Origin of the sequence: Labrys miyagiensis (assembly GCF_030160835.1) — a bacterium.
In the GTDB taxonomy this organism is placed as follows: Bacteria; Pseudomonadota; Alphaproteobacteria; order Rhizobiales; family Labraceae; genus Labrys; species Labrys miyagiensis.
The window spans coordinates 259,034-270,261 of the sequence record NZ_BSPC01000028.1 but is presented as its reverse complement, the minus strand read 5'-3'; the positions used below and the strand labels follow the sequence as shown (position 1 = coordinate 270,261).

Sequence of the window (11,228 nt, the reverse complement as noted above, 5' to 3'; positions counted from 1 at the left end):
ATCCTCGCGGAAAGCGGCCTATCCGCTCGGTCCCTCTCTCTGTGACTGTCCCGGTTCCATGCCGGTCTGAAGACCGGCACACCAAGTACTTGACCTTCCAACGGTGGGAAGCCTTACAACGCTTCCGCCCCGTGGAGAATCGCCATGATCACCCTGAAAGTCCCCGAAATGAGCTGCGGCCATTGCATCAAGACGATCGATGGCGCCGTGAAGTCCATCGATCCCAAGGCCACCGTCGACGCCGATCTTGCCGCTCACACGGTCTCGGTGAAAAGCGCAGCCAACGAGACCAGCCTGCGCGAAGCTATCGCCGAGGCCGGATACGTCAATGAGAAGGTGGCGGCCTGACTCTGGCGCCTACACTGTCAGAACGATCTTCCCGATATGGCTGCTGGTCTCCATCAAGGCATGCGCTTCGGCGGCCTTGGCGAGCGGGAAGGTCTCATAAATGAGCGGCCGGCAGCGCCCTTCCGCCAACAGGGGCCACACCTTCGCCTCCAAATCGCGGGCGATCGCGGCTTTCGCTGCCACCGACTGGGGCCGCAGCGTCGAGCCGGTGTGGACGAGGCGCTTGGTCATCAGGCGGGTGAAGTCGATCTCGACCCTCGAGCCTTCCAGGAAGGCGATATTGACGATACGGCCGTCCATCGCCACCACATCGTAGTTCTTGCTGACATAGGGCCCGCCGACCATGTCGAGGATCAGGTTCGGGCCATGCCCCTCCGTGGCCTCTCTCACGGCGGCCGCCCAATCGCCCTGTCTGTAGTTGATGGCGACGTCCGCCCCCAATTTGAGGCAAGCCTCGCATTTCTCGGGCGAGCCGGCGGTAACGATCACCCTGGCGCCAAAGGCCTTGCCCAGCATGATCGCCGTGGTGCCGATGCCCGAGGAGCCGCCATGCACCAGGAAGGTCTCGCCGGCCTGGAGATGCCCGCGCTGGAAAGCATTGTGCCAGACCGTGAAGAAGGTCTCCGGCAGCGCGGCGGCGTGAACCATATCGAGCCCGTCGGGGATCGGCAGCGCATGGGTTTCGTCTGTGCGCACATAGCCGGCATAGCCGCCGCCCGGGGTGAGGGCACAGACCTTGTCGCCCAGCTTCCAACGCTTGACGGTGGGTCCGACAGCCGCGACCTCGCCGGCCACCTCAAGCCCCGGCAGGTCCGAGGCCCCCTTGGGCGGAGGATAGGCGCCCGCGCGCTGGAACACATCCGGCCGGTTGACGCCGGCAGCCGCAACCTTGATCAGGATCTCGGTATCGCCGAAGGCCGGCAGCGGCCGCTGCTCGGGCACCAGCACCTCGGGGCCACCGGGCGTGCTGATGGCGATCGCGGTCATGGCGGAGGGCAGGGTGGTCATGGGAGATCCTTGTGGGGCGAAATCGACATTCGTAGACGGGGCGAGGGTGCTTTGATGCTGGGCCATTTTCTCGACTGCCTCATCTGGCCCAACTGGTTGAATCCACTATGGCCTCACACCGCCGCCGCGATATCAGCGTCATTGTTGGCAACGTTGTTCACCCGCGTTGAGATCGGCCAGATCTCCATCCTTTCCGGTGGGTAGGGCACCATCAGGTCGAAGGGATCGGGTTCGATGTTGTCGAGCCAGCGGTTGAAATTCTCCGGTGCGATGATCACCGACATGCGGTCATGGATCTGGCCGACCAGCGCATTGGCCTCGCAGGTGACGATGGCAAAGCTGCGGGTGATCCGGCCGCTCGCTCTGTCGATCCAGCTCTCCCACAGCCCGGCCACCGCATAGGGCAAGCGGTTCTTCACGGCTATGGCATAGGGCTGTTTCGGCCCCTTCACGGGTTTGCCGCCTTCATCCCTGATGCGCATCCATTCGAAGAAGAGGTCGATGGGCACGAGGCAGCGCCTGGAACGGTAGGCATCGCGGAAGGCGGGCTTCGACTGGATGCCCTCGCAGCGGGCATTGATGGGCTTGGGCCAGACGCCGGGATCCTTCACCCAGTTGGGAATGAGGCCCCATTGCAGGAGATCATGCACATAGCGCCCGCTTCCGGGCTCGCGCCTGACGACCCAGAACCATTGCGCCGGGGCACCATTGCTGTGCGCCTCCCACGCCCGGACGATCTCCTCCGGAGTGGCGCCGAGCTCGGAATGAAGGCCCGGCAGATCCGGGCCCTGCTGCATGATGCGTCCACACATAATGGGGGACATTGGCATGGCAGGCCGCGCAAGGCTACTGGGGGAGCGGACGTCTGGTCCACACTTCCGGAAAGGGCACACCGGGATGTGCCTTCTCCGATAGATGCAGTGGTTCAAGAGCGGATCGTCCGACACTCTCCGAGTGTCGTCGGGACGTCCGCGCTCCCAGCGTCAGCGCCACATGCCGCGCATCCTGTCGCGCAGGTCCACAGGCTTGTGGACAGCGGCTGCTCGGGAAGCGCCTGAAGCTCTCGCCATCGGCCACATCACCTGCTCGAAATGCGAGAGGATGGCGGCCGGGATGAAGCGCGTGCGGTTGGCATAGATGTGGCGGTCGCCCTGGGCGTGCTGGCCATGGGTAAAGAAGCGCTGCGGCGTGATCAGGTGCAGGCTGTCGCGCGCCCTTGTCATGGCGACATAGAGCAGGCGACGCTCCTCCTCGAGCTCGTTCTTCGAGCCGGCAGCGACATCGGCCGGCAGGCAGCCATCGACGGTGTTGAGCACGAAGACGGACTTCCACTCCTGCCCCTTGGCGGAATGGATGGTGGAGAGGATGAGATAATCCTCGTCGCGGGAGGGCGGCCCCGCCTCGTCGCTGGTGGCGCTCGGGGGATCGAGCGTCAGCTCCGTGAGGAAGCGCTCGCGCGAGGGGTAGCTCGCGGCGATCTGTTCGAGCTGCAGGAGATCGGCGCGCCGCACGGTGGCGTCCTCATGCATGCGGTCGAGATGGGGCTCATACCAGCGCCGCACGGCTTCCATCTCGCCGGGCCACGCGTCCTGGCTTGTACGCAGGGCCTGCACCATGGCCACGAAGGCTGGCCAGTCCTCGCTGGCGCGAGGTGGGGCGGGCAGGGCGGCGATGTCGTCGGTATCGACGGCATCCAGCACCTTGGCGGCGCCGCCAGGCCCAACGCCCGGCAGCAATTGAAGTACGCGGAAGCCGGCGACGCGGTCGCGCGGGTTCTGGGCCCAGCGCAGCACGGCCAGCATGTCCTTGACATGGGCCGCGTCGAGGAATTTCAGGCCGCCGAACTTCACGAAGGGGATGTTGCGGCGGACCAGTTCCACCTCCAGCGGGCCGGAATGGTGCGAGGTGCGGAACAGCACCGCCTGCTGCTTCAGCGTCATGCCCTCCTCGCGGTTCTCCAGGATGCGGGTGGCGACAAAATCGGCCTGCGATGTCTCGTCCCTGACGGTGACGAGCTGCGGCTTTTCGGCGGACTGGCGGTCCGTCCACAGATTCTTGGTGAAGCGCTCGCTGGCGAGGCTGATCACCGCATTGGCGGCACTGAGGATGGGCTGGGTCGAGCGGTAATTGCGGTCGAGTGTGACGATCTCGGCGGGCGGCGAGAACTGCGCGGGGAAATCCAGGATGTTGCGCACCGTCGCGGCGCGGAAGGAATAGATCGACTGCGCATCGTCCCCCACCACTGTCAGGCCATGGCCATCGGGCTTCAGCGCCAGCAGGATGGAGGATTGCAGGCGGTTGGTGTCCTGGTACTCGTCGACAAGGACGTGGTCGAAGCGCGCGGCGATATCGGCGGCGATCATCGGCTCGGCCACCATCTGCGACCACCAGAGCAGCAGGTCGTCATAGTCGAGCACATTGTTCTGGAGCTTGGCCTCGACATAGGCGGAGAAAAGGGTGCGCAGGTCCGCCGCGCAGTCGAGGCACCAGGGGAAGGCCTCCTTCAACACGCCCTCCAGCTCCTCCTGAGCATTCACCACACGCGAATAGACGGTGAGGCAGGTATTCTTGGTGGGAAAGCGGTTCTCCTTCTTCGAGAAGCCGAGCTCGTGGCGCACCAGGTTCATCAGATCGGCCGAATCCTCCCGGTCATGGATGGTGAAGGAGGGATCGAGCCCGATCTGGAAGGCATGTTCGCGCAGGAGCCGGGCGCCGATGGCGTGGAAGGTACCGGCCCAGGCAAGACCCTCGCTCAGGGTCGAGCCCTTGGCGCCGAGCACGCTGGCGGCGATGCGCTCGACCCGGCGTCTCATGTCATCGGCTGCCCGGCGCGAGAAGGTGAGCAGCAGCATGCGGCGGGGATCGGCGCCTTCGGCGATCAGATGGGCGACGCGGTGGGCGAGCGTGTTGGTCTTGCCGGAACCGGCCCCCGCGATGATAAGCAGCGGCGAGGCCGCTTTGCCTCCGCCATGCTCGACGGCACGGCGCTGGCCTTCGTTGAGCTTGGCCAGATAGTCCACCGGTTCGGCGGTTTTGATGGCGGCTGCGTGGGCATTCATAGCCGGACCTCGGGGCGAACAGTGAAGGCAGCCCGCCACGATTCGACAGGCGGTCAAAGCCTAGCCGCGATATCTGAACAAAGATAGAACGCAGTGACGCAGCCGTCACGTCCCAGCCGCACGATACCGGCAACAATCACCTTCCCTAGGGAAATGTGGATGGCGATGTCGATTGTGTTCCCTGGGCGCTTGCTCCGCATACGCGAGCACGCCATGCTGTCCGAATGAAAGTGGGCTTGCCAGCGTTTGTTGCGAGACTTTGACAAGAGATTTGAAGGGGCTGGCAGGCGTGTCGGAGCATGCCTGCGTGTGGCCATTATTACTTTGACCGTGAGCGCTTCGGCGACGGCCGTTCCCGCCTTTGCTGCGCCCGATCCGGCAGTGACCGCACAGGACGTCACGCGTGACCTCGGCCTGCAGCCGGACCTACCCGGCAACAAGAACGAAGTCGTCACGCCCGAGACCAAGGCGAGACAGGCCGAGAGGCCCCGTTCCGATGTCGGCGAGTTCATGGCCGGCGATTTCGTCCGCATCCTGCTCTACGGGGCGCTCCTCGTCGGCGTCGTCTTCGCGATCTGGACCATGCGCGACCGCCTGCCGGTGCTCGGCCGCCGCCGGCTGGTGGCCAGGGAGCAGGCGGTCCAGGCTGTCCAGGATGCCGCGGTCGAACGCATGGTCGTGGCCCAGATGGAGGCCGACGATCTGGCGCGGCAGGGCCGCATCGCCGAGGCCATGCACGCGCTCCTGCTGCGCAGCCTGATCGAGGTGCGGCGGCGTCTCAATGTCAGCTTTGCGGATTCGCTCACCAGCCGCGAGATCCTGAAGGCGCTGAGCCTGCCCGAGGTCGGCAAGCTCTCGCTCGCGGACATCATCCGCCGTGTCGAGGTGGTTTATTTCGGCGAGCATCCGGCCAATGTGCAGGATTATGCAGCCTGCCGCGACAGCTATGAGAGGCTGACACAGGCCATGCAGGCGAGGCTGGCGTCATGAGCGAGAAATCGACTTTTTCCGGACCTGTCATCGCCGTGCTGATCGCTGGCGCGACAGCAGTGTTCGCCCTCTCCATGCTGCTGATGATCAATGGCTCGTCCGAGGATACCACCAGCTACTCCACCACCACCAAGTCGATCTCGGCGATCGGCCATGCCGGCCTCTACGAACTGGCCCAGCGCTTCGACATTCCGGTGGAGCGCAGTCGCATCAACGGCGTGGTGGCGCCGGGCGAGGGGGGCCTTCTCGTGATGGCCGAGCCGACCTCCTCCTTTTCCAGCGACGACATCATTCGCCTCGGGCGCGAATCCAACGTGCTGCTCATCCTGCCCAAGCGCTGGGCAAGCGCCGATCGCTCGCATTCGGGCTGGATCCGCTCGACCTCGCCGATGCCGGAGGACTGGGTGGCCGGCATTGTCGGTCTGGTCGATGCCAAGGCCGGCATCGCGCGCGGCGATCCGCCCAAGACCTGGGACCGCAACGAGATCGGTATCGATCCCTCCTTCGACGATGGCGCCCAGCTGATCAAGAGCGATACGCTGACCCCAATCGTCGGCAATGCCCAGGGCATGCTGATCGGCGAGAAGCTCGACGGCGACCGTCGCACCTGGGTCCTCGCCGATCCCGACATCATCGAGAACCACGGGCTGACCAAGGGCAGGAACGCGGCTTTCGCCATGGCCCTTCTCAATGCCATGCGCGACGAGGACGGCGGCAAGGTGGTGTTCGACGAGACCATCCACGGCATGGTCAATATCGTCGACAGCCCGTTCAAGAAGTTGTTCCAGTTTCCCTATGTCATCGTGCTGCTGCTCGCCTTGGGCGCTGCCGGCCTGCTGCTGTGGGCGACGACGGCGCGCTTCGGCAAGCCGCGCCAGGCGCCGCCCGCCTTCGATTTCGGTAAGGGGCGCCTGATCGCCAACACCGCCTCGCTGCTCGACCGGGCCGGGCACCACGCCTTCGTGATGCGCCGCTATGTCCGCGCGACCCTTCGCGATGCCGGCCGGCTGTTCCATGCGCCGCGCCAGCTCGACGACGAGCAGCTCGCCGCCTGGCTCGACAAGATCGGCGCGTCGCGCGGCCTCGAGACCAAATCCGCCGATATCCTCGCCCGCGCCGCGGACAGCCAGAGCACCAGCCTCCTCGCGCTGTTCCAGGCTGCGCGCGACATTCATCAATGGAAGGAAGACATCTCCGATGGAACTTCAGCACGTAGCTGAGATCGCCGACGGCATACGCCAGGAAGTCGGCAAGGCCATCGTGGGCCAGGACGAGGTCATCGAACTGATGCTCACCGGCCTGCTCTGCGGTGGCCACATCCTGCTCGAAGGCGTGCCGGGCACCGGCAAGACCTTGCTGGCGCAGGCCTTCGCCTCGACACTGTCGCTGAAGTTTGGCCGCGTGCAGTTCACGCCGGACATGATGCCGGGCGATGTCCTCGGCACCAATCTCTTCAACTTCCAGACCAACAGCTTCGTGCTGACGCAGGGCCCGATCTTCACCGACCTCCTGCTTGCCGACGAGATCAACCGTACGCCGCCCAAGACGCAGGCCGCCCTGCTGCAGGCCATGAACGAGCGCGCGGTGACCATCGACGGCAAGACCTATGGCCTCGGCGCCGACTTCATGGTGGTGGCGACCCAGAACCCGATCGAGCAGCAGGGTACTTATCCGTTGCCGGAAGCCCAGCTCGACCGCTTCCTCTTCAAGATCGATGTCGGCTATCCCACGCGGGACGAGGAGCGGGCGATCGTTACCCAGCATGGCCACCGCTCGGCCATGCCCAGGCTCTCCGATTTCGGCCTCCAGGCCCTGGCCGATCCGACGACGCTGGCGGACTTGCGGGCCACCAGCGAACAGATCGTGCTGACCCCGCAGATCATCGACTACATCGTCGATGTCGTGCGCGCCACGCGCCAGCACCAGGCGATCGAGACAGGCGGCTCGACCCGCTCTGCTAATGCGCTGGCCTCGTCGGTGCGGGCGCTCGCGGCGCTGAACGGGCGCAATTTCGTCATTCCCGACGATGTGAAACGCCTGGCGCTGCCGATCCTGCGCCACCGCATCGTGCTGGCGCCCAATGCCGAGATCGACGGCCTGACGCCGGACCGCATCGTGCGCGAGATCCTGGACCAGACGGCTGCCCCGCGATGATCCGACCGACGCCCCGCGCCGTGCTGCTGTTCAGCCTGGGGATTCCGGTGGCCCTGCTGATGCTCGTCTGGAATCCGGCCCTGTGGCCGTTCTCCTTTGATCTCAGCCTGCTGGCGCTGCTGGTGACGGGCGTGGACGCGCTGCTGATCATGCCGAAGCGCGCGCTCGGCGTCAGCGTCGGCGCACCGCCGCGGCTGCCGGTCGGCAATGAGAGCAGCATCGAGGTGGCGTTGAACACGGGCAGTTCCGTGCGCCCCGTCTGGATCGAGGCGGCCATCGATATCGACGGCCCGCTGGAAACGCCTCCCGCCTGCTCCATTCGCTTCGCCGGGCCGGCCGAGGTGATTGCCATCCCGTTTTCGGCGCTCCGGCGCGGCATCGTGGAGCTCCAGGCGCTCTGGCTGCGCTGGCAGGGGCCATTGGGCCTGGTGGAATGTCGCGTCCGCCAGGCGCTCGCCGACAGGATCGAGATCCTGCCCTCCGCCCGCATGTCCTGGGGCCCGGCGATCCAGGCGCTCAGCAAGAGTGCGATCTACGGCACCAAGACGCAGAACCAGAAGGGTGAGGGCACCGAGTTCGATACGCTGCGCGAACATGTGGCGGGGCTCGATTCCCGCTTCATCGACTGGAAGCAGTCGGCCCGCCACCGCAAGCTCCTGTCGAAGGAGTTCCGCATCGAGCGCAATCACCAGATCATCCTCGCCTTCGACACCGGCCATCTCATGCTGGAGCCGATCGACGGGCTGGCGCGGCTCGACCATGCCATCGAGGCCGGGCTGATGCTGGGGTGGACGGGCCTGCGCGCCGGGGACCTCGTCGGCAGCTTCGGCTTCGACGCCACCATCCGCCAATATCTCGATCCTGGCCGTGGCAGTTCCTATTATTCGCGCCTGCAGCGCGCGGCGGCACAGCTTGCCTACCACAGCGAGGAAACCAACTTCACTCTCGGCCTCGCCGAACTGAATTCGCGCCTGAAGCGTCGCGCACTGGTCGTGCTGTTCACCGAATTCGTCGACAGCGTGATGGCTGAATTGCTTATCGAGAGCCTCAAGCGCATGGCCAACCGTCATGCCGTGATCTTCGTCACCCTGCAGGACCCGCTGACGGCGCGCCTCGTCGACGCCGAGCCGCAGGATTTCGGCATCATGGCCGAGGCTGTCGTGGCCCATGATTTCGCGCGCGAACGGGCGATCGTGATGCAGCGCATCGCCAGGCTCGGCGTCCATTGCGTCGATGTGCCGGTGGGGGGGCTTTCGGTCGCGCTTTTGAACCGCTATCTCGAAATCAAGCAGAAAGGCCTGCTATGACCATGCTCGATGCCGGATTTCGAGGCCAGGATGCCGGCGGCCCGGCGCCCACCATCATCGGCACCTCCCTGGAGCCGCGCGCCAATGTCGTGTTGCGCTCGGCCGAGTTCCGCCGCGGCCGCGAGGAAAGCTGGCGTGAACTGGACGATCTCGTGCAACGGGTCGAAAAACGCGGCATCCGCTCGGTGTCGGCCGACGAACTGCAGAAGATGCCGCTGCTCTACCGCTCGGCGCTGTCGTCGCTCTCGGTGGCGCGCTCCATCGCGCTGGACCGTAATCTCCTGCGCTACCTCGAAGGCCTGACGCTGAGGGCCTATCTGGTCGTCTACGGCCCGCGCACCAGCCTGTTCGCCGGCCTTGGCCAGTTCTTCACGCGCGGCTTTCCGGCGGCGGTGCGCAAGGTCGGCTGGCATATCCTGATTTCCTTCGCCGCCCTGGTGATCGGCATCGTCGCCGGCTATCTCATCGTCGCCAGCGACGAGGAATGGTTCAACGCCATCGTGCCCGACGATCTCTCCGACGGCCGCGGGCCGACCGTGACGGCGGAAGAACTGCGAAGAACCGAGCTGTTCGCGCCCTGGCCTGGTTTCAAGGATGCCTTCATCGTCTTCGCCAATTATCTCTTCCGCCACAATTCGATTGTGGCGATCCTTTCCTTCGGCCTCGGCTTCATGGCCGGCGTGCCGACGCTGCTGCTGATGGTCTATCAGGGGCTGATCCTCGGCGCCTTCATCGCCATCCACGCCAAGCGCGGCGTCTTCGTCGATTTCATCGGTTGGCTCTCGATCCATGGCGTCACCGAACTCGGCGCTTTCGTGCTCTGCGGCGCGGCCGGTCTGCTGGTGGCCGAGAAGATCCTGTTTCCGGGGCGCTATACGCGGCTGGAAAGCCTCGCCATCCATGGCAAGCAGGCCGCCATCATCGTGGGCGGGTCGGTCGCCATGCTGTTCATTGCCGGCATCATCGAGGGCGGCTTCCGTCAGCTGGTCGGCGTGACCTCCTGGCGCTTCGCCTTTGCCGGGGTGACGGCCGTGCTCTGGTTCCTCTATTTCATGTCCGGCCGCAAGGAGGAGCAGCATGGCCTCCCCACCTAAGCCGGTTGCCGGCGACCGCGTCTCCGAGCTGCTGGAGGGGCGCCAGCGTCGCACGCACCAGATCGTCACGCCCGAGGGTGTGGCCATCCACGTCGACGTGGCCGACCGCGGCGAGCGGCTCGGCGCCTTCCTGATCGACGTGGTGATCTGGTTCGGCGCCACCATCCTGATCTGGATCGCGCTGATATCCACCTTGCTGAATGGCGGCGCCGGTGCGGATGTCGCCGTCACCGTCATCGCCTTCATTTCCTTCCTCTTGCGCAACCTTTATTTCATCCATTTCGAGCTTGCTTGGCAGGGCCAGACGCCGGGCAAGCGTGCCTCCGGCCTCAAGGTGATCGACCGCAAGGGCGGCGCGCTGACACCGACCGCGATCGTGGCGCGCAACCTCACCCGCGAGATCGAGTTCTTCGTGCCGCTGCAATTGGTGTTCGGGCTGATGGCGGCAGACAGCGGCAATGAGAGCTGGCAGATCCTGTCCATGCTCGGCTGGGTGATCCTGCTGACGGCCCTTCCTTTCTTCAACCGCGACCATTTGCGCGCGGGCGATCTCATCGGCGGCACGCTGGTGATCGCCTTGCCCAAGCGCTCCCTGGCGCTCGACCTCACACAGGCCTCCGCCAGGGCCTCGCAGCGCTTCACCTTCACCACCAGCCAGCTCCAGGCCTATGGCGCCTATGAGCTGCAGGTGCTGGAGGAGATCCTGCGCCGGCCCGAGAGTGCCGAGACCTGGCGCATCCATCGCGAGATCGCCGAGAAGATCATCCGCCGCATCGGCTGGCAGGGCACCTTCGAGCCCAATGCCGCCAAGGATTTCCTGCAAGCCTTCTATGCCGCCGAACGGGCTGAGCTCGAGCGCGGCCAGCTCTTCGGGCGCTATCGCGACGACAAGAATTCGGGCCTGCGCCGGGCGGGGGAGGCGGCGAAGCCCTGAGCCGATTAGGGATCGTCAAAAAAATAAGTGCTTCGAGTGCGGCGCTTGCGCGCCTCTCCTACTCTCTGAACACCAGCTTGCTGGTTCACTGATTTCAAACGCTCACCACAACGCGCAAACGCTCTCGTTCCCACGCCCTTTCCGGCTGGGTTGATGAGGGAGACCGGGCGATGGCGGCTGCGGAGCAGCCGTGAAGCAGAATCATGGAAGATGCAGGCCGCACTGTCGGTGCAGGCCGCCATCGCCCCGTTCCGGTTGCCCCACTCGCTGACAAGGCGTGCAAGGCAACCTGTTTTTTCCGCCTTCCGAAGGCGGAGGCGAGCCGGGAGCGGAT

10 protein-coding genes are annotated in these 11,228 nt (G+C 65.3%); 7 read left to right on the top strand and 3 right to left on the bottom strand.

All coding sequences use genetic code 11. The annotated features are described in order from the left end of the window. Positions 1-144 precede the first annotated feature (144 nt). Positions 145-348, top strand: coding sequence for a heavy-metal-associated domain-containing protein (locus QQL24_RS17450; protein WP_284313556.1), 204 nt, complete (start codon positions 145-147; stop codon positions 346-348). A 9-nt stretch (positions 349-357) separates the two neighbouring features. Here QQL24_RS17450 and QQL24_RS17445 read toward each other — a convergent pair whose 3' ends face one another. The 3 genes from QQL24_RS17445 to QQL24_RS17435 all read right to left on the bottom strand — a co-directional run bounded on the left by QQL24_RS17445 (position 358) and on the right by QQL24_RS17435 (position 4,415). Next, positions 358-1,356, bottom strand: a complete 999-nt coding sequence (locus tag QQL24_RS17445) for an NAD(P)H-quinone oxidoreductase (RefSeq protein ID WP_284313555.1) — start codon at positions 1,354-1,356, stop codon at positions 358-360. A 113-nt stretch (positions 1,357-1,469) separates the two neighbouring features. After that, positions 1,470-2,168: an SOS response-associated peptidase gene (locus QQL24_RS17440; protein ID WP_284313610.1), complete on the bottom strand. Its 699-nt coding sequence runs from the start codon at positions 2,166-2,168 to the stop codon at positions 1,470-1,472. A 171-nt stretch (positions 2,169-2,339) separates the two neighbouring features. After that, positions 2,340-4,415, bottom strand: a complete 2,076-nt coding sequence (locus QQL24_RS17435) for an ATP-dependent helicase (RefSeq protein ID WP_284313554.1) — start codon at positions 4,413-4,415, stop codon at positions 2,340-2,342. Positions 4,416-4,724: 309 nt separating this feature from the next. Between QQL24_RS17435 and QQL24_RS17430 the strand changes: the two genes are divergently transcribed. The 6 genes from QQL24_RS17430 to QQL24_RS17405 are packed head-to-tail and all read left to right on the top strand — an operon-like array spanning position 4,725 to position 10,894. Beyond that, positions 4,725-5,405 (top strand): hypothetical protein, encoded by a 681-nt coding sequence (locus QQL24_RS17430; protein WP_284313553.1) that lies wholly within the window; start codon positions 4,725-4,727, stop codon positions 5,403-5,405. After that, entirely contained in the window at positions 5,402-6,625 is a 1,224-nt protein-coding gene (locus QQL24_RS17425; RefSeq protein WP_284313552.1) for a DUF4350 domain-containing protein, read from the top strand. Before QQL24_RS17430 ends, QQL24_RS17425 begins: the two co-directional genes overlap by 4 nt. Then, positions 6,603-7,559: an AAA family ATPase gene (locus QQL24_RS17420; protein ID WP_284313551.1), complete on the top strand. Its 957-nt coding sequence runs from the start codon at positions 6,603-6,605 to the stop codon at positions 7,557-7,559. The genes QQL24_RS17425 and QQL24_RS17420 overlap by 23 nt, the downstream gene beginning before the upstream one ends. After that, entirely contained in the window at positions 7,556-8,866 is a 1,311-nt protein-coding gene (locus tag QQL24_RS17415) for a DUF58 domain-containing protein (protein ID WP_284313550.1), read from the top strand. The genes QQL24_RS17420 and QQL24_RS17415 overlap by 4 nt, the downstream gene beginning before the upstream one ends. Then, complete coding sequence (locus QQL24_RS17410) at positions 8,863-9,960, top strand: stage II sporulation protein M (protein WP_284313549.1); 1,098 nt, start codon at positions 8,863-8,865, stop codon at positions 9,958-9,960. Before QQL24_RS17415 ends, QQL24_RS17410 begins: the two co-directional genes overlap by 4 nt. Next, positions 9,944-10,894: an RDD family protein gene (locus tag QQL24_RS17405; protein ID WP_284313548.1), complete on the top strand. Its 951-nt coding sequence runs from the start codon at positions 9,944-9,946 to the stop codon at positions 10,892-10,894. Before QQL24_RS17410 ends, QQL24_RS17405 begins: the two co-directional genes overlap by 17 nt. Positions 10,895-11,228 lie beyond the last annotated feature (334 nt).